Here is a 19,148-nt window from a genome sequence, read left to right on the forward strand (position 1 = left end):
CTAAGTTGAAATTTTTTATGCTGTGAAGATACTTTTATAATTATCCCAATATCTGTAAATCAAAAATAAGTTAGCCAGGAATAATAATGCCGCAATAGGCAAACCTTCAGGAGCTAAGAAATAATTAATAAACAAAATGTTGACGGTAATTGGTAAGATCAAAATATTAGCCAATGTTACATAACGTCCTGTTACAAATGCAATTCCGCAAAGTAGTTCGATAGATTTAGCTAAGGGCATTAAATACGTCGAAGCCATTAATCCTACATTAAAAGCTTTGAAATTCCCTGTAGTTTCTGGTTCAGGCATTAGGTGGAAAAAATAACTGATCGAAGCAAAAAGCAGCAAAAGACCAATTAACACACGGACAATAATTGTAGCAATTTTCATAATACTTAGGATTTTTAAGAGGTTAAAAAATATAATTATCTGCTGGAAATCGTATCTATTGCATGTCCTGATAAAAATGAAATTCAATTTTATAGATCATTTTATTGAGGATTTTGCAAACAAAACAATCCTATTTTGGGATTAATTGAATGCTATGTCAAAGATAACGCTTTTTTCATTATGATATTGTTATTTTATTAACACTTTTCTTATTTCTTAAGGTATCTTTTATAAAGAAAAAATCCACCTAAACTAAGTAATATAAAAGGCCATAGATTGATAAAGAACACTAATATCGACTGTAGAATGTACCAGCCACTTTTTAGAGAATCAATAATTTGAATTCCTAAGTTCGGTTTGTAATAAGCAGAATCTTTTTCGCCTGCAGTTATTTCCTGTTTAATGGTTTCGTTTTGATAAAGCTGTAAAGTAACGGTGCTGAAATTAACTTGATCCTGCATCGATAAATGCTCGATGGTTTTGTTGTCATTCGCTTCTTTTTGGCTGGCCAAAGCATTTTCGGCTTCCATAATATCATTTATTTTTTTGCCTTTAGTATCGATTGCTTTTTCAACTCTTTTTTCATTTGTAGTACTTCTTTTTTGTGAAAGCTGATTGGCTAATAACTTTAAAGAAACATCATCGGCTTTGATCACTCTGAAATCCAGGAAGTCGATTTGTCTCGCAATGCTTTTAATTACTGTATCAAGCTGCGTGTTGGGAACGCGAATTGTAATATTGTTTTCTACTGAAAATTTGGTAGTCTCCAGCGTACTATCCTGGCTTATTTTAGTTTTAATCTGATCGTGAATATTGCTTTGCAGGTTGGTGTACGTAACAAAACCTCCAAATTTTGCTACGGCGTTTTCAATTGCATAAGTAGATTTGACGACATTTTTAACCTTGAATTTAATATCAGCGGTTCGAATAAATTTCTGTTTGCTGTCTTTTTTCTCGACCGCAGCCGATGAGGAAACAGCCGTGCTGTCTGCCGTAGATTCGTAATTTGCAACATCTACCGTACTGGTAGAATCTGCTTTTTTACAAGAAAATAGTAATGCGATAATCACCAAGGTAGTCAAACCTAATTGTGCAATTGTTTTCATAAAGGTTATAAAATTTGATTAATAAATAACTCGCCTGTCTTTCAGGTCGGTTTTGTTTTTTGCCACAGATTACAGGATTTAAAAAGATTTTTAATCTGTGTAAATCTGTGCAATCTGTGGCTTATTTTTTTTTGAGTAATTTTTTAATCAAATGGCAAGAAAAGTTTTAATAATTAGCACTAATTCGATGTACTAAAAAGTGTGCCAATAATTTTTGAGGATTACTTTATTGAAGGATTTTTTTTGTCGTAATTTTGAAGTCTAAAATTTATACTTTTTTGAGAGTTTCCATTCATAAACCTATTTCAAATCCAGAGCAGTTTAAAGAGCAGCTTCTAACGTGGTCACAGCAATTTCGCGAGGTTGTTTTTTTAGACAGTAATTCGCATACGCAGCAATATTCAAGTTTTGATTGTGTACTGGCGGTCGACGCTTTTACCTCTTTAAAAACCGATTTTCAAAACGCTTTTGACGATTTAAAACAATACCAACAAACTACAAAAGACTGGCTTTTCGGTTATTTGACGTATGATTTAAAGAATGATGTTGAAGAGTTAAAATCAGCTAATTTTGACGGATTGAATTTTCCGGATTTGTTTTTCTTTCAGCCAAAAAAAATATTTTTATTGAAAGGAAATCAACTTGAAATTCGATATTTATTGCTGTGTGATGATGAGGTTGAAGAGGATTTTAATGAGATAGCCAAAAGTCAAAAGTCAAAAGTCGAAAGTGCGGCAGCTTTAAAGATTGAACAGCGTATTTCTAAAGAATTTTATATTGAAAAAGTAAATAAAATGCTTCATCATATTCACGTTGGTGATATGTATGAAGCGAATTTCTGCATGGAATTTTATGCTGAAAATGCCATTATCAATCCGCTGGACAAATTTTTAAAATTAAATGAAATTTCAAAAGCGCCGTTTTCGGTTTTCTTTAAAAATCACAAACAATATTTACTTTCTGCTTCCCCGGAACGTTACCTGAAAAAAGAAGGAGAAACCATTCTTTCGCAGCCGATAAAAGGAACTTCGAAACGCTCTTCAGATCCTGTTGAAGATGAAAAGTCAAAACAATTCTTAGAATCAGATTCGAAAGAAAGAGCCGAAAATATCATGATTACCGATTTGGTCAGAAATGATTTGTCGCATACTGCACAAAAAGGTTCTGTTGAAGTAACAGAGCTTTGCAAAATATATTCGTTTCTGCAGGTGCATCAAATGATTTCGACGATAACATCTAAATTAGACCCTCAATATGCGCCGGTTGATGTTTTGAAAACGACTTTCCCAATGGGTAGCATGACAGGAGCTCCTAAGATTTCGGTAATGAAAATTATTGAAAATTTAGAAGAAACAAAACGCGGATTATACAGCGGTGCTGTAGGTTATTTTACTCCCGAAGGCGATTTTGATTTTAATGTGGTCATCAGAAGTATTTTGTACAATCAGGAAAATCAATACGTTTCTTTTTCAGTCGGAAGTGCCATCACAGCGCAATCTGACCCTGAAAAAGAATACGAAGAATGTCTGTTGAAGGCAAAGGCAATGCATGAGGTTTTGCGATAAAAAAGTTTGCCACTCCCGATAGCTATCGGGATAAGCGATTAAAATGATTTTGTTTCACGCAGATTCTACAGATTTAAGCAGATTTAAATAGATTTTTATTAAAATAAATCTGCGTCAATCTGCTTAAATCTTTTTAAATCTGCGTGAAAAAATAATTAGTAAAATTCGTGGCGAAAAAATATTTCACGCTTAACATTTCATTTAAAAATTGATCAAATTTAATTCTTTACATTTATCAAATGTTTTCAAAATTTCAAAATCACATCATTTCCAGGTTTCCATTTCTGGAAGATAAAAAACTATTTCTGGCGGTTAGCGGAGGTTTGGATAGTATGGTGTTGTTGCACTTACTGCAGCAATTACCTTTTGAAATTGCTGTTTTGCATTGTAATTTCCAATTGCGCGGATTAGAAAGTTTTGGAGATCAGAGTTTTATTCAAAACTATTGCGATCAGAACAATATTCCAATTTTTACTACTCAATTTGATACCGAAGCTTTTGCTAAAGACTATAAATTGTCAACTCAGGTTGCGGCGCGTGAGCTGCGTTACAGTTGGTTTTACGAACTTTTGGAAACCGAAAATTTCGATTACATTTTAACCGCGCATCACGCCGATGATAATTTAGAAACTTTTATCATCAATTTAACCCGTGGAACCGGTTTGGATGGTTTGACTGGAATTCCGGAACAAAACGATAAAATTATCCGTCCGCTTTTACCATTTTCAAGAGATGAAATTCTGAAATATGCAGAAGAAAATAACATCGAATGGCGCGAAGACAGCAGCAATGCATCCAATAAATACCTGCGAAATAAAATCCGCCATGATCTAGTTCCGATGCTAAAAGAAATCAATCCTAACTTTTTAAATGCTTTCCAAAAGACACAATCCTATTTGCAGGAATCTCAGGAAATGGTTGAAGATGCTTCGATTATGATTTACCAGCAGGTTGCGAAAGAAGTGGGTGATGATATTCATTTCGATTTAAATCAGCTTCAAAAATTACCCAATTATAAATCGTATTTGTACCAATGGTTGAATGAATTTGGGTTTTTGGCATGGAATGATATTTATGATTTGGTTGATGGACAATCTGGTAAACAAGTGTTTTCTTCAGCATTTAGGTTGCTGAAAAACAGAAATACTTTGATTTTAAGTCCGATTTCAGAAGAGGATGCCCAGGAACAATATCACATTAATAAAGAAGATCAAGAAGTTAATTTTCCCTTAAAATTGAGGCTATGTAACGTAGGTCACATAACATTAGTTTCAAATAAAGCTATCTTTGTTGACGCCGAAAAAATCCAGTTTCCTTTGGTTTTGCGTAAATGGAATGAAGGTGATGTTTTTCATCCGTTTGGAATGAATGGAAAATCTAAAAAAGTCAGTAAACTTTTTAAAGATGAAAAATTATCGCTGATCGAAAAGGAAAAAACATGGATTTTGTGTTCAGATAATCAGATTGTCTGGGTTATCGGAATTAGGCAGGATGAACGTTTTAAAATAGAAAATACCACTAGTAACATACTTAAAATAGAATTACAATAATGAACTTTACTCAATCCTATCAAACGATAATGTCAAAAAGTATCTGGAATAAAACCATTGTTTTTTTGTTATTTTTCATTTTTGCTTTTGCAAAAGGTAACGCTCAAATTTTAGAACCAGTAAAATGGACGGCTAAAATTGAAAAAAAATCAGGGACAAATGCTATTTTAATTTTTGATGGAACTATTGAAAAAGACTGGCATATGTATTCACAATTTACTCCAGATGGAGGGCCGCTTCCGTTGGAAATTGTGTTTAAAAATCAAAAAGGAAATTACAATTTGGTTGGTAAAGCCAAAGAAGGAAAAACTAAAACTGCTTTTAATGATGTTTTTGGTGTAAACGAAACTTTCTTTGAAGGTAAAGCACACATCGAACAGGAAATCACCATCACAAACCCGGATTTACAAACGGTTGATGTCGATTTTGATTTTCAGGTTTGTAAAGAGGTGTGTATCAATTCGAGTAAAAAATTCTCTATTGCGATTCCGGCCTCTCTGAAAATGGAAGCTGTTGCAACGGTTTCTGAAATGAAAAAAGATGAAACAAAAGTTGAAGGTTTAGCTGTTGATACTGTAGCAAAAGCAACTGCATCAGAGATGAAACAAGTTGTAAAAACAGATAAAGCTTTGGCTGAAGCTAACGAAGAAATTCCGGTACCAGTACCAACCAGAAGTTTGTGGTCAATTTTCTTTATTGCATTCATATCTGGATTTGCGGCATTATTGACGCCTTGCGTTTTCCCGATGATTCCGATGACGGTAAGCTTCTTTACCAAACAAAGTAAAAGCAGAGCAAAGGGAATTCGAAATGCTATTATTTACGGATTAGCCATTATCGCGATTTATGTAATTTTAGGTTTGATCGTAACAAAAATATTTGGGGCGGACGCATTAAATGCTTTGTCGACAGATGTTTGGTTTAATTTGATATTCTTCGTTTTATTGATAGTGTTTGCTGTTTCATTTTTAGGAGCGTTCGAAATTATGCTTCCAAATTCATGGGCAAACAAAGCAGATCAACAGGCAGACAGAGGCGGAATAGTTGGGATATTGTTCATGGCATTAGCTTTAGCAATTGTATCGTTTTCTTGTACAGGACCTATTGTTGGAACTTTATTGGTTGAAGCCGCTTCGAATGGCGGAATTGCTCCGGTTATCGGAATGTTAGGGTTTTCATCTGCGATGGCATTGCCGTTTATGTTGTTTGCCATGTTCCCGGGTTGGTTGAATTCTTTACCTAAATCAGGTGGCTGGTTGAATACAGTGAAAGTGGTTTTAGGATTTTTAGAACTGGCTTTGGCATTCAAATTCTTATCCAATGCTGATTTAGTATTGCAATTGCATTTATTAGAAAGAGAAGTTTTCTTAGCGATCTGGATTGCAATTTTTGGAACTTTAGCCCTTTATTTATTTGGAAAAATTACATTGCCACACGATAGTCCGACAAACCATATTTCAGTAGGAAGATTATCTTTCGGATTATTGGTTTTAAGTTTTACGGTATATATGATCCCGGGACTTTGGGGAGCGCCATTAAAATTAATTAGTGCTTTCCCGCCACCACCAACTTATAGCGAAAGTCCTTTAGGAGTTGGAAGTTCTACAAACTCAAATGTTGGTACTGGTGAAACAGAAGGTTTGCCTAATGGCGCCGAATTAGGTCCACACGGTATTATGGTTTTTACTGATTACGAAGATGGATTGACTTATGCAAAATCAATCAATAAACCTATAATGTTAGATTTTACAGGTTATGCGTGTGTAAACTGTCGAAAGATGGAAAACAATGTTTGGTCTGATGAAAAAGTTTTGCCAATCTTAAAAAATGAAGTTGTTTTGATTTCGCTTTATGTAGATGACAAACGTGAATTACCAAAAGAAGAACAATTTGTTACCGCAAAAGGAGATAAAATTGAAACAGTTGGTGATAAATGGACTGACTTTATGATCTCAAAATACAAAACAAATACACAGCCTTTATATGTTATTACTGATCTGGAAGGAAAGAATTTAAATAGTTCAAAACCAACGATTAGTTACGTAGATGTTGAGGAATATTTAACTTGGTTAAAAACCGGGATTTCGAATTTTAAATAGATTTTTGAGAGGCAAGAATATAGAATATAGAATATAGAATATAGAATATAGAATATAGAATATAGAATATAGAATATAGAATATAGAATATAGAATATAGAATATAGAATATAGAATATAGAATATAGAATATGTTGATTAGAAATCTAAAATCTGCAGTCAACAATCTAAAATAATCAAGGTGAAGTTAATTCAAATAAAAATCCCTCTAAGTGTGAGCTCTTAGAGGGATTTTTTTATTAAGGCAAAAGGGGGGGTAAATTCTTACAGGTATTCTCCGTGTTGAGAGATATCTAATCCTAATTCTTCTTTTTCTTCAGTAACTCTTAGGGGAGTAATTTTATTCACAACGAAGAATAAAATATATGAAGCAACAAATGCGAAGATAGATACGATTACTAAGGCAATTAATTGGTTGATGAACAAAGTTGGAGTTCCGAAAATCAAACCTTGATTGTCACCAACTACCGGGTTAACCGCTTTTGAAGCAAAAACTCCAGTTAACAACATACCTACCATACCACCAACACCGTGACAAGCAAAAACATCTAAAGCATCATCAATTTTTCCTTTAGGGAATTTACTTACTACCAAGTTACTTACGATTGCAGCAAAAGCTCCAATGAAAATTCCGTGAGGAATACTTACGAAACCAGCAGCAGGTGTAATAGCAACAAGACCTACAACAGCTCCAATACAAGCTCCAAGTGCAGATAATTTGTGACCTAATATTTTATCAAGGAAAACCCATGCCATTGCAGCAGCAGCAGCAGCTACAGTTGTAGTTCCTAAAGCTTGTACAGCTAAACCATTTGATCCTAAAGCAGAACCTGCGTTGAAACCAAACCATCCAAACCATAATAAACCAGTTCCTAATAATACATAAGTAATTCTTGCAGGGTTAACTTTTTGAACTTTTCTTTTTCCTAAGAAGATTGCTCCGGCTAATGCAGCCCACCCAGCACTCATGTGTACTACGGTTCCTCCAGCGAAGTCTAATACTCCCATTTTGAAGAAAACCCCGTCAGGATGCCATGTCATGTGACATAATGGTGCGTATATTAATAAGATAAATAAAACCATGAATAATAAATATGCCCAGAAACGTACACGCTCTGCAAAAGCACCTGTAATTAATGCTGGTGTAATGATGGCAAATTTTGCTTGAAACAATGCGAATAACATAAATGGAATTGTAGGGGCAAGACTCCAGGCAGTACTTGTGCCAACACCCTGAAAGAATAAATTAGAAGTAGGATCTCCAATGATTCCGCCAATAGTAGGGCCAAATGCTAAACCAAAAGCAACAACAACCCATAAAATAGTAACAATTACCATTGCCATAAAACTTTGCAGCATGGTACTGATAACGTTTTTCTTACCTACCATACCTCCGTAGAAAAATCCTAAACCTGGCGTCATTAGCAATACAAATGCAGTTGCTACGATCATCCAAGCAGTATCTCCGGTATCAAACTTTACAGCTTCTGCTGGAATTGGGTTGTCTGATAAGATGAAATTTGATACAAAAGTCAGTACCAAAATAGTGATAAGAATCACACTTAAAATAATTTTTCGCATAGTTATTTAGTTTTTAAAATTTTTATAAAAATATAAAATCATTCGACACCCCTATTAAAAATAGAGTCTAATGTTTAATTTTTGTTAATTTTTAAATTTAACCCCCTATATTTTATGTGTATTTGTTAAAATGAACTTAAATTTTACAATTTATTAAACTGAAATCAGAAATGTGTAGGTTTTTTCGTCAGCGTTAACAGAAAACAATGAAAATAATTCTAATTTTAAGAGTAATTATGATCAAATATTTATGAAAAACGTCAAATCGTTTCATTTTTTAAATAAAAAAGGCATCATATGAAGATTTCACGTGATGCCTTTTTGATAGAATTATTTTAGACTACTTCTGTCCGTACTTCGCTTTGAATTTGTCGTTCAGTTTACTTTGAAATGTTTCGAGATTAATCGTTCTTCCCTGAATGAAAGCCGTTGTTAGTTTATTTGTTCTCATATCTAATGCATCACCTTCAGAGATAAATAAAGTAGCATCTTTACCTGATTCTAAAGTGCCGCAACTTGCATCAATACCTAAAAGTTTAGCGGTATTTAAAGTAATCAGCTGTACCGCTACTTCTTTATCTAAACCAAAAGCGGCACAGGTTCCTGCTAAGAAAGGTAAGTTTCTAACACTCATACGTTCGTGATCTCCACTATTTTCCAGACCCACCACAATACCTTTGTCAGTTAGTATTTTTGCCATTTTATATGGTAGATTTACATCTTGATCATCGCTTGTTGGCATATCATGAACACGTCTGAGCAAAACTCCAACATTGTACTTTTTCAAAACATCAGCGGCTTTGTAAGCTTCAAATCCTCCGATTATTACAATTTTTTTGATTTGATGATTTGCTGCAAGCTGAATTGCATCTACAATTTGCTTCTCTTCGTCAGCATGAATGTAAAGGGTTTGTGTTCCGTCAAATATACCTTTTGTAGCTTCTAAAACAATATTTCTTTCTTTGGCAGCCGTTTGATTGTATGCTTTTGAATTGATAAGGAAAGCGTTTATTTCCTCCACTTGTTTGACATAATCTTTATTAGCTTCAATAATTCCCGGCTCAAACCATGATCCTGATCGTCTAAAACCTGAAGGGAAATTAAGATGAATTCCGTCATTTTCTTTCAAAATAGCATCTTTCCAGCTCCATGCATCTAATTGTACTACTGAAGATGTTCCTGAAATTCTTCCTCCTCGTGGCGTAACCTGAGCTATCAAAACACCGTTCGGACGAACCGTTTCCACAACTTTTGATTCTGAATTATAAGCAATAATACTTCTCACATTCGGATTAAAAGTTCCAATTTCTGCCTCATCATCAGATGATTTCACGGCATCAATTTCTACTAAGCCTAATGTAGAGTTTGCGGCAATGAATCCGGGATAAATATGTTTTCCTGTGGCATCAATAGTAGTATCATAAGCATCAGCAGCAAGTCTGATCGTTGAGGCATCGGCTACTAAAGTAAGTTTTCCGTCTTTGAATCCAATGGCACTATTTTGAATAACCTGTCCATTACCTAAATGGGCCGTAGCATTTAAAATCAAAACCGATTTGCTTTGTTTTGGTGCTGGGATTTGCTGTGCATTTATTTGTACAGAGGCACAAAACAGAAGCAGCAATTTATATATGTTTCTATTTATCATGTTGTCTTTTTTTATCATTATGAATTTTCTTAAGCTCTTATAACTGTTCTAAAGTATCACAGTGATATTCTTTTTTCTCTTTTCTGGTTGGCGGTTGTTGCGTTCCGTTTCCTTTATTTTTTTCCTGCAACATTTGTCCAATCAATTCGCTTCTTTCCTTAGTAATGGCCAATTGTTTCTGAGCATCTTTTTCGATATCAAAATAAACAACACCTTCAATGATAGTTTTTTCAGCTTTTGCATAAATAGAAAGTGGGTTTTCGCTCCAAAGCACAACATCGGCATCTTTACCTACTTTTAGACTTCCTACTTTATCATCAATATGTAAAAGTTTTGCAGGATTTAAGGTTACAAATTTCCAGGCATCTTCTTCAGAAATATTTCCGTATTTCACTGCTTTTGCTGCTTCCTGGTTTAATCTGCGTGACATTTCAGCATCATCAGAATTGTAGGCAACAACTAAACCTTGGTTGTGCATAATTGGTCCGTTAAACGGAATTGCATCATTAACCTCAAATTTATAGGCCCACCAGTCAGAAAAAGTTGAAGCGCCAACGCCATGCTCTTTCATTTTGTCAGCTACTTTATAACCTTCCAAAATGTGGGTGAACGTATTTACTCTGAAATTGAATTTCTCTGCAACATTCATTAACATCAAAATTTCAGACTCTACATAAGAGTGACAAGTGATGAAACGCCCTTTGTTTAAAATCTCAGCAAGAGTTTGCAATTCTAAATCTACTCTTGGTGCTTTTCCTTTTTTAGAACCAGAATTGAATTTTTTCCAGCTTTCGTCATATTCTTTGGCCAATTGAAAATAATCTGTAAAAACCTGTTCAACTCCCATTCTTGTTTGTGGAAAACGAGTTGGGTTATCAATTCCCCAATTCGCTTGTTTTACGTTTTCACCTAAAGCAAATTTGATAAACTTAGGTTGATTTTTATATAACATTTCATCAGGAGAAGAACCCCATTTCCATTTTACGATCGCAGAACGGCCGCCAATTGGGTTTGCAGATCCATGTAATAATTGCGAAATGGTAACACCTCCCGCTAAATCTCTATATATATTAATGTCTTCAGAGTTGACAACATCCTCAATCGTAACTTCTGCGGTCGAGTTGTGACCGCTTTCGTTAACCCCTTTAGAAATCGCGATATGCGAATGCTCATCGATAATTCCACTCGTAAGGTGTTTTCCTTTCGCATCAATAACAGTTGCTCCCGCATCAGTAAGGTTTTTGCCAACAGCAGCGATTTTTCCGTTTTTGATTAAAACGTCAGTTTCTGTTAGGATTCCCTCTTTTTCATTCGTCCAAACCGTAGCATTTTTAAATAATAAGGTCTGTACTGTTTGTTTTTTAGTATCACCAAAAGCAATGTTTGGATAGGTTACCGGCATAATTGGAAGTGGTTTTTCCACTTTAGAAGAATCTTTTGCCATAACAAACGGACTCGTTTTTACAGCTGTCCAAATTAATTCTTCTCCGTTTGCTAAAACTGCTTTTCCGGATAAAGCATCTGTTTTTTCGATAAATCCTGTTAAACGGGTATAATTAGATTTGATGGTATCTGCTGGTTTGATTACCAGTGAGATCCAGTTTTTAGCGATAGAAAAAGTACTTTTTACTTTTTGAGCATCAACAGTAGTTACTTCTGATTTTTGAACATCAGCTGTTCCGTCGATTTTCCATTTGTAAGTATCTTTTCCAACGGTTAAGTCGTAATTTCCGCGGATATCTTTGGCACTAATATCGTTTACAATAAATTTAGATCCCTGAACCCAGTTTTCATATAGAACTGTTTTCTCGTCAAAAAACTCACCGGAAGTAATGATAAAGTTAGCGTAAGTACCCACTTTCAAACTGCCGACTTCAGCGCTTTTTCCTAAAATAGCAGCCGGAACTGTAGTTAAAGATTCTAATGCTTTCGTTTTATCAAAACCTAATTTTATGGCTTTTAGAAGATTGGGTTTGAAATCTTCTATCTTTTTTAATTTGTCTGTCGTAAGAGCAAAAACAATCCCGTTGTCTGAAAGCACTTTTAGGTTTGTTGGTGCCTGATTCCAGAAACGCATATCAGCCAATTCGATTTGATTGGATAAGTATGGATTTGAAACATCATATGCTTCAGGGAAACTGATTGGAATAATGAATTTTGAATTAGTAGCTTTAATTTCCTCAATTCTTTCAAATTCATTTCCGCTTCCTTTTAAAACATAGTTTAAGCCAAATTCTTTAGCGATTTTGGCAGCTCTCAAACTGTTTAATTTATCTTCAGAAGTAAAGATTTGAACCAGTTTTTCATTGTTAGCCAAAGCTTCTAATGATAAATCTTTGGTTTCAGAATTTCCTTTTTTGTACCAATCCAGATCTAGATACATTTGGCGAATTAATGCCATGGATCCCATTAAAGAGCTTGGATAATTCTGATTGGTAAGGTCACTTTTTGAGAAAGATAAATGATTGGTTAATTTATTGGCAATGATTTGTTTGCTGTTATCCTCATTGTTCAAAGCAACCAAAGCTCCGGTTCCTTGTGCAATTCCGTCCGGAATATGAGTTCCGACGACTCCAAAACCAGCTTTCAATAATTCATCTGCTTTTGGTTGGTCGTATTTAAAAGTTTCATAAGTATTTATTTCCGGACGAACACTTTCATTCCAGTAATATCCAACTCTTTTCGTATCATACAACGGGTTACGACTACGACCCGGAGTCATATTTGCTTTTGGTTTTTCAATACCAAAACTGGTATAAATATCAATAAAAGAAGGATAAATTGTTTTTCCTGCTAAATCTATCGTAATAGCATTTTTCGGAATGGATACGGTATTTCCAACAGCAACCACTTTACCGTCCTGAATCAGTAAAACTCCTTTTTCGATTTTTTGACTTGGAGTAACATAAATAGTGGCATTAGTAAAGACAGTATAGTTCTTACTTTTGTTGTGTACACTTTCATTAACAGGGAAGTATTCCTGAGCGTAGGTTTTTGTTAAAAAAATACTCAAAAAGAGTAGAAGTAGGGCTTTTTTCATATGTAATTTGGTAAATTTTTGCTAAAAATATGAAATATATGTTACAACGGATTTATTTATTAGTAATCTTTTTTCCCTATTTTCGTAAGATCTTTACTTAGCCTTTAGGTAGAAGTGTAAAATAAAACATTATGAAAAATAAGGATAGAATAAATTGGGGAATTATTGGTTTGGGAAACATAGCAAATCAATTTGCAGCCGATTTATTGTTGATCGAAGAGGCTAACTTGGTTGCCGTTGCCTCTAGAGATTTGATTAAAGCAAAGGATTTTGCAAAACAATACAATTGCCCAAAAGCATATGATTCGTATGAAGCACTTTTTGCCGATGATCAGGTTGATATTGTTTATATCGCAACTCCTCACGATTCGCATGCCGAATTAACGATCAAAGCGTTAGAAAACGGTAAAAATGTTTTATGCGAAAAGCCGCTTTCACTATCTTATAAGGATGCGATTCGAATGACTGAAGCTTCTAAAAAATATAATAGATTTTTTATGGAAGCTTTCTGGACCCGTTTTATGCCGTCTGTGAAAGAAGTTTTAGAAAAAGTAAACCAAGGAATAATTGGTGATGTAAATTATGTGAAAGCCGATTTTAATTTTTATGCCGATGAAGCAGCAGGAGGAAGGCTTTTTGATAAAAATCTTGGAGGAGGAGCGTTATATGATATTGGTGTTTATCCTTTATTTCTTTCCTATATATTACTTGGAATTCCAAAAGAAATTATAGCGAAATCGGTTTGTAATGAAGACGGAATTGATTTGCAGACTTCTATGATTTTAAATTACGAGAATGCACAAGCTATTTTAAACGCTTCAATAGTTTCCGAATCAGATATGAAAGCCGTTATTGGAGGAACTCAAGGACATATTCAATTGAATGCTCCCTGGTTTATGGCGGATGGCTATTCAATTGTGAAAGATAATCAGGAGGAAATAGTTAGTCTTCCAAATCTTGGAAAAGGCTATACGCATGAAGCAATTGAATGTTATCATTGTATTCGTAACAATCAGATTGAAAGCGAGTTTTGGTCACATCAGAATAGTTTGGATTTGAGTAAGATAACGGAAGATATTAAGATTCAAATTAAATTAGCTTTTTAAAAATGTATTTTTTGTAGTAAATTAATTACAATATAATTATTTTCATTAGATTTAAAAACATTTAATGAAATTGAAATTATGTTAGTAAAAGTTTACGGAAGTGCTGTTTTTGGAGTAGAAGCAACCACCATTACCATCGAAGTTCATATGGACAAAGGTATTGGTTTACACTTAGTTGGTTTGCCGGATAGCGCTATAAAAGAAAGCAGTTTCAGAATTGCAGCCGCTCTAAAAAACAACGGATTAAATTTTCCCGGAAAAAAAATAACGATTAATATGGCGCCCGCAGACCTTCGAAAAGAAGGTTCTGCCTACGATTTGCCTTTAGCAATGGGAATATTAGTAGGCTCCGATCAGATCAAAGCACCAGAAATTGAACAATATATTATAATGGGTGAGCTTTCTTTAGATGGAAGCTTGCAGCCTATTCGTGGAGCACTGCCTATTGCCATAAAAGCAAAAGAAGAAGGTTATAAAGGTTTTTTTCTCCCAATTCAGAACGTAAAAGAAGCGGCAATTGTAACAGGTTTAGATGTGTATGGCGTCACCAATTTACAGGAAGTAATTAATTTTTTTAACGGAAAAGGAGATCTCAAACCCACCGTTATTGACACCAGAGCCGAATTTTATAAAACTTTAGATTTCCCTGAATTCGATTTTTCCGATGTGCGCGGACAGGAAAGTATCAAGCGTTGTATGGAAATTGCTGCAGCCGGAGGCCATAATATTATTTTAATTGGTCCGCCGGGAGCGGGAAAAACGATGCTGGCCAAAAGGGTTCCAAGTATTTTACCGCCAATGACCTTACGCGAAGCTCTTGAAACGACTAAAATTCATAGTGTCGCCGGGAAATTAAAAGAAGTTGGTTTGATGAATCAACGACCATTTCGAAGTCCGCATCATACTATTTCTAATGTTGCATTAGTGGGTGGCGGAAGTTATCCCCAACCTGGCGAAATCTCGATGGCCCATAATGGCGTTTTGTTTTTAGATGAATTGCCAGAGTTTAAACGCGATGTTTTAGAAGTAATGCGCCAGCCGCTTGAAGATCGCGAAGTAACGATTTCGCGAGCTAAATTCACTGTTACTTACCCGTCATCGTTTATGTTGGTGGCGAGTATGAACCCAAGTCCGAGTGGATTTTTTAATGACCCAAGTCAGCCCAATACTTCTTCACCACACGAAATGCAACGTTATTTAAGTAAAATTTCCGGACCCTTACTAGACCGAATAGACATTCATATTGAAGTAACGCCTGTTCCGTTTGAGAAGTTGGCCGACGACCGAAAAGCCGAAAGCAGCGTCGAAATCAGAAAACGTGTCACCGCAGCCAGAGAAATTCAAACCAAACGATTTGAAGAAGTCGAAAACATACATTACAATGCACAAATGAGTAGCAAATTAATTCGCGAATATTGCGCGCTAGACGAGCAATCAAAAGAATTACTAAAAACTGCGATGGAACGCCTAAACCTCTCCGCAAGAGCCTACGACAGAATACTGAAAGTAGCCAGAACCATAGCCGACTTAGACGCCTCACCAACTGTAATCTCTCAACACATAGCCGAAGCCATTCAATACAGAAGCCTCGATCGCGACGGATGGTTGGGGTAGAATTGTGAATTGTGAATTATAAATTGTGAATTAAAATAAGGAGCACAATATTCATTTTCAAAAAACCTCTATTCCCGCTGTCCACTATATCTTTTGTGCCTCCCGAAGCCTCGGGACCGGCACAAAAGGATATAGATCCCATCGGGGCTAAATTAGAGGTTTATACTTCAAAATAATGTAAGAACTAAACTTTGCGCCGTTGCGACTTTGCGTGAATATTTCACACCAGCATAAAAAAATAGCGAACTTTGCGTAAACCCTTGCGACTTTTGCGGTTAAGAAAGTTCAACGCAACGCCCAATATTAATTTGCTCTAAGAAAGCTTCATCATGCGAAACAACAATCAAAGTCCCCTGATATTCATTAACAGCCGCAGTAAGAATCTCAATATTCTGAATATCTAAATTATTCGTAGGCTCATCCAAAATAATAATATCCGGTGCCTGATTATTAATCGTCAAACAACAAAGCATCAAACGCATTTTCTCGCCACCACTCAAAGTGCTGCAAGGTTTTTCCAATTCATTTTGTGAAAACAAAAACCGATTAAGTCTCATTCTGATATCGTGTTCCTGCAAACCGGAAATATTGAACTTTTGAGCCTGCTCGTAAACTGTAAGTTGATTTTCAATTAAGGAATAATCCTGATCGATATAAACAATTTTGGCTTCGGCCTTATAGATATTTCCTTGCTTCGGAATTAATTTTCCGGTGATAATTTTAATCAAAGTCGTTTTTCCGGAACCATTCGATCCCTTCAAAACAATTCGATCACCACTCAGAATTTGAAAATTTAGACCCTCTCTCCAAAGCAATTTTTCGTGATAACCATAATTAATATCGGTAGCCGTAAAAAGTGTTTTACCCTTGTGTAATTCGGTATTGTCGAAACCAAATTTCATTTTATCAATAGCTGGCAAACCCGAACGGAGTCCTTGTAATTCCTCCGAAATACCACTAATTTTTTCCGCATGCATGCTTTTCGTTTTCGAAGTACTGTTTTCAGCATTATTCCGTAAAGTATTCATCATTATTCTTGATACGCCGGCTTTTTCCTGTTTCTTTTTACCACGTGCATCCAGTTTTTGCTGGCGTTCAAGAGTTTCGCGTTCTTTTTCTTTGGCTTTTCGCAACGCTTTTTCTTTACTATGAATATCCTGTTCTAAAGCGTTCTTTTCTATTTGTTTTTGACCTGCATAAAAATCATAATTTCCTCCATAAACCGTAATACCATGTCTACTTAATTCATAAACGGTGTTCAAAAGATTCAATAGTTTGCGATCGTGACTAACGATTATCAAAGTGCCCGAAGTATTTTGAATGAAATGATAGAGCAATTTTCTGGCAGCCAAATCCAAATGATTACTTGGTTCATCTAGTAAAATAAGTTCGGGCTGGTGAATGGAAATTCCGGCAAGAAAAACTTTTGTTTTTTGCCCGCCACTTAAGTATTCAAGTTTTTGCGATAAATCTAAATCGGTTAATTGCCAGTATTCCAAGGCTTCATTGCAGCGTTCTTCAATAGTCCAGTCGTCATTTAAGATTTCCAGATTTTCCTCGGTTACATTGCCATCCAGTATGTTTTTTAGCGCATTGAGTTTGTCTTCCACTTGCAAAGCCTGAGCAATGGTGAAATGATTGAATTGTCCGAAAATCTGAGGCACATAATAAGGTTTTGCGTCGGTTTTGAGCAATCCGGCAGAAGCTTGCAATTCACCGGCAATGATTTTTAAAAGTGTCGATTTTCCAACACCATTATTTCCAATTAAGGCAATTTTTTCCTGCTGATTTGCAGTAAAAGTAATTTTGTCGAATAGCAAATCCCTATTCGTATGTAGATATGAAATGTTTTGTAAAATAAGCATAATTTCTTTCTTTTAGGAATAAACAAATAAGCAAACTGTTTTGCAGCTGCCTTTATAATTGTCTGAAAGAAATTTTATTTCACATGGAATTTTCTAGTTGGTTTGTGATTGCAAAGATAAAAATATTTTTTAACTCTAATTCATTTCCTGCAAAATGGAGTAGGAGTTTTATTTGGTGATATTCCAGAAACTCATTTTACGTCTCGTAGTAAAACCTAACTTTTCATATAAGGCGATAGCGCCAAGATTGTGCTCTGCGACATGCAAAAACGGAATTTTTCCCTGATCAAAAATGGTATTTACTACATGAGTAATCAGTTGTTTGGCATATCCTTTTCCGGTATGATCAGGATGTGTAATTATCGCGCTGACTTCAGTAAAAGAATTCATTTTCATGCGCTCTCCACTAATAGCAATCAGCTGATTGTCTTTGAAAACCCCATAATAATCTCCGAGTAAAATGGTTTTATTTTTAAAATAACCAGGTTGTACCAAATTAACCAAATCGCATAAAACTTCGTTATGGTCTTTACTCAACTTCACGATTTCGACATCGATTGGAAGCTGAATTTTTTCGTTAATAACCATTTGAAGACAAACCAGTTCTTTTGCAATTTTAAGGGAACTATCTATTTCAGGTTTTTCACCTACAACAAAGAAATTATCGATTAAGGCTGAATATTCTTTTGTTGCAATCGCAGTATTTTCCAAAGCGATAAAACCACCAAATGGGCCATAATCCGCATCGTAGAATTTAGTATTACCATAATCAATGGCAAAACCTTGATGGTTTTCTGTTAAGGAATTCCAAACCGGATTGTCTAATTTATTTTCTTCTGAGATTGTCATTGTAATGTTTTTCAAAATTAAAATAAAAGGCAAATTTTGAAATATAAATGTACTGATTTAAAAGAAATTATTTGATTATGCTGGATGTAAGTCAAACATCTTCCCGACACAATTATCAAGAATTAAGAATGCAATCAATAGTAGGAGAATTACGAAAAATATAATAGTTAATTTATTGTTTTTTATTGCTCTATGATTTTTGCCTGCAAAATTCCTTCTAAATCCTTTATGCTTCTTTGGCTTTCAGCTTTAAAACCAAAAGAAACCATTGCAATTCCAAATAAAAGCATGGCAAAGGGAATAAACATAAAAAATCCAGCTTCTGAATTTACGGTATCTGTAAAAATTAAACTGTATAATGCTCCGATACAACCAAAAGAAACACCTATCAACCAAAGAATCATAAAAGCTTTTACAAAATCGATTAATCCCATTTTTACATCGATTTTAGCTCCATTTATTCCATCTTTAATTTCTCCTTTTATTACAGGTAAGAATGAATTTCTGTAGTTAACGACTTTTTTAATTTCGAATCGATTTGAATTAATTTTGCCAATGTAGGGTTTTGAATAAGAAAACTTAAGAGCCCTGAATCCAAAAGATTTTTCAGCTTCAATTTCATTTTGAAGACGAATTACAAGTTCTTCCTTACTTAATGTTGAATGATAAACTAGTTTTTCAAATGGAAGTAATTTTTTGATCATAATGGTGGGCATATTTTTTTCTAGTTCGAAA

13 protein-coding genes are annotated in these 19,148 nt (G+C 34.8%); 5 read left to right on the forward strand and 8 right to left on the reverse strand.

The window, feature by feature from the left end:
* Positions 1-15: 15 nt before the first annotated feature.
* The gene (locus AC3ITQ_RS11225; protein ID WP_194657738.1) at positions 16-390 is read right to left on the reverse strand and encodes a DoxX family membrane protein; all 375 of its coding nucleotides are present in this window, start codon (positions 388-390) and stop codon (positions 16-18) included.
* A 209-nt stretch (positions 391-599) separates the two neighbouring features.
* On the reverse strand, positions 600-1,496 hold the full coding sequence (locus AC3ITQ_RS11230) for a DUF4349 domain-containing protein (RefSeq protein ID WP_489238808.1): 897 nt from the start codon (positions 1,494-1,496) through the stop codon (positions 600-602).
* A gap of 278 nt (positions 1,497-1,774) precedes the next feature.
* On the opposite strand from AC3ITQ_RS11230, the gene AC3ITQ_RS11235 reads away from it, so the two are divergent.
* The 3 genes from AC3ITQ_RS11235 to AC3ITQ_RS11245 all read left to right on the forward strand — a co-directional run bounded on the left by AC3ITQ_RS11235 (position 1,775) and on the right by AC3ITQ_RS11245 (position 6,710).
* On the forward strand, positions 1,775-3,061 hold the full coding sequence (locus AC3ITQ_RS11235; protein ID WP_489238809.1) for an anthranilate synthase component I family protein: 1,287 nt from the start codon (positions 1,775-1,777) through the stop codon (positions 3,059-3,061).
* Between the two features lie 239 nt (positions 3,062-3,300).
* On the forward strand, positions 3,301-4,611 hold the full coding sequence (gene tilS, locus AC3ITQ_RS11240; RefSeq protein WP_489238811.1) for a tRNA lysidine(34) synthetase TilS: 1,311 nt from the start codon (positions 3,301-3,303) through the stop codon (positions 4,609-4,611).
* A gap of 29 nt (positions 4,612-4,640) precedes the next feature.
* Entirely contained in the window at positions 4,641-6,710 is a 2,070-nt protein-coding gene (locus AC3ITQ_RS11245) for a protein-disulfide reductase DsbD family protein (protein ID WP_489238813.1), read from the forward strand.
* A gap of 264 nt (positions 6,711-6,974) precedes the next feature.
* Here the strand turns inward: AC3ITQ_RS11245 and AC3ITQ_RS11250 are convergent, their stop codons facing one another.
* The 3 genes from AC3ITQ_RS11250 to AC3ITQ_RS11260 form a co-directional block, all read right to left on the reverse strand.
* A complete protein-coding gene (locus AC3ITQ_RS11250) occupies positions 6,975-8,291 on the reverse strand; it encodes an ammonium transporter (protein ID WP_375033294.1) in 1,317 nt (438 codons plus the stop codon).
* A 340-nt stretch (positions 8,292-8,631) separates the two neighbouring features.
* Complete coding sequence (locus AC3ITQ_RS11255; RefSeq protein WP_489238815.1) at positions 8,632-9,939, reverse strand: amidohydrolase family protein; 1,308 nt, start codon at positions 9,937-9,939, stop codon at positions 8,632-8,634.
* 37 nt (positions 9,940-9,976) lie between these two features.
* Positions 9,977-12,979 carry an amidohydrolase family protein gene (locus AC3ITQ_RS11260; protein ID WP_489238817.1) on the reverse strand — a complete coding sequence of 1,001 codons (3,003 nt, stop codon included), beginning with the start codon at positions 12,977-12,979 and terminating at the stop codon, positions 9,977-9,979.
* 131 nt (positions 12,980-13,110) lie between these two features.
* On the opposite strand from AC3ITQ_RS11260, the gene AC3ITQ_RS11265 reads away from it, so the two are divergent.
* Both AC3ITQ_RS11265 and AC3ITQ_RS11270 read left to right on the forward strand, forming a co-directional pair.
* Positions 13,111-14,085, forward strand: coding sequence for a Gfo/Idh/MocA family protein (locus tag AC3ITQ_RS11265; RefSeq protein ID WP_489238819.1), 975 nt, complete (start codon positions 13,111-13,113; stop codon positions 14,083-14,085).
* Between the two features lie 78 nt (positions 14,086-14,163).
* Positions 14,164-15,699, forward strand: coding sequence for a YifB family Mg chelatase-like AAA ATPase (locus tag AC3ITQ_RS11270; protein ID WP_489238821.1), 1,536 nt, complete (start codon positions 14,164-14,166; stop codon positions 15,697-15,699).
* Positions 15,700-15,974: 275 nt separating this feature from the next.
* Here the strand turns inward: AC3ITQ_RS11270 and abc-f are convergent, their stop codons facing one another.
* The 3 genes from abc-f to AC3ITQ_RS11285 form a co-directional block, all read right to left on the reverse strand.
* Positions 15,975-17,564, reverse strand: a complete 1,590-nt coding sequence (gene abc-f, locus AC3ITQ_RS11275; RefSeq protein WP_489238823.1) for a ribosomal protection-like ABC-F family protein — start codon at positions 17,562-17,564, stop codon at positions 15,975-15,977.
* Positions 17,565-17,732: 168 nt separating this feature from the next.
* Positions 17,733-18,413, reverse strand: a complete 681-nt coding sequence (locus tag AC3ITQ_RS11280; RefSeq protein ID WP_489238825.1) for a GNAT family N-acetyltransferase — start codon at positions 18,411-18,413, stop codon at positions 17,733-17,735.
* A 182-nt stretch (positions 18,414-18,595) separates the two neighbouring features.
* Complete coding sequence (locus AC3ITQ_RS11285; RefSeq protein ID WP_489238827.1) at positions 18,596-19,117, reverse strand: hypothetical protein; 522 nt, start codon at positions 19,115-19,117, stop codon at positions 18,596-18,598.
* Positions 19,118-19,148 lie beyond the last annotated feature (31 nt).

Source organism: Flavobacterium sp. KH_001 (assembly GCF_057840745.1).

What these genes read in the sequence shown, in the direction of transcription:
- AC3ITQ_RS11225 (WP_194657738.1), bottom strand. Translation starts at nt 390, where the DNA reads ATGAAAATTGCTACAATTATTGTCCGTGTGTTAATTGGTCTTTTGCTG.
- AC3ITQ_RS11230 (WP_489238808.1), bottom strand. Translation starts at nt 1,496, where the DNA reads ATGAAAACAATTGCACAATTAGGTTTGACTACCTTGGTGATTATCGCA.
- tilS (WP_489238811.1), top strand. Translation starts at nt 3,301, where the DNA reads ATGTTTTCAAAATTTCAAAATCACATCATTTCCAGGTTTCCATTTCTG.
- AC3ITQ_RS11245 (WP_489238813.1), top strand. Translation starts at nt 4,641, where the DNA reads ATGTCAAAAAGTATCTGGAATAAAACCATTGTTTTTTTGTTATTTTTC.
- AC3ITQ_RS11250 (WP_375033294.1), bottom strand. Translation starts at nt 8,291, where the DNA reads ATGCGAAAAATTATTTTAAGTGTGATTCTTATCACTATTTTGGTACTG.
- AC3ITQ_RS11255 (WP_489238815.1), bottom strand. Translation starts at nt 9,939, where the DNA reads ATGATAAATAGAAACATATATAAATTGCTGCTTCTGTTTTGTGCCTCT.
- AC3ITQ_RS11260 (WP_489238817.1), bottom strand. Translation starts at nt 12,979, where the DNA reads ATGAAAAAAGCCCTACTTCTACTCTTTTTGAGTATTTTTTTAACAAAA.
- AC3ITQ_RS11265 (WP_489238819.1), top strand. Translation starts at nt 13,111, where the DNA reads ATGAAAAATAAGGATAGAATAAATTGGGGAATTATTGGTTTGGGAAAC.
- AC3ITQ_RS11270 (WP_489238821.1), top strand. Translation starts at nt 14,164, where the DNA reads ATGTTAGTAAAAGTTTACGGAAGTGCTGTTTTTGGAGTAGAAGCAACC.
- abc-f (WP_489238823.1), bottom strand. Translation starts at nt 17,564, where the DNA reads ATGCTTATTTTACAAAACATTTCATATCTACATACGAATAGGGATTTG.
- AC3ITQ_RS11280 (WP_489238825.1), bottom strand. Translation starts at nt 18,413, where the DNA reads ATGACAATCTCAGAAGAAAATAAATTAGACAATCCGGTTTGGAATTCC.
- AC3ITQ_RS11285 (WP_489238827.1), bottom strand. Translation starts at nt 19,117, where the DNA reads ATGATCAAAAAATTACTTCCATTTGAAAAACTAGTTTATCATTCAACA.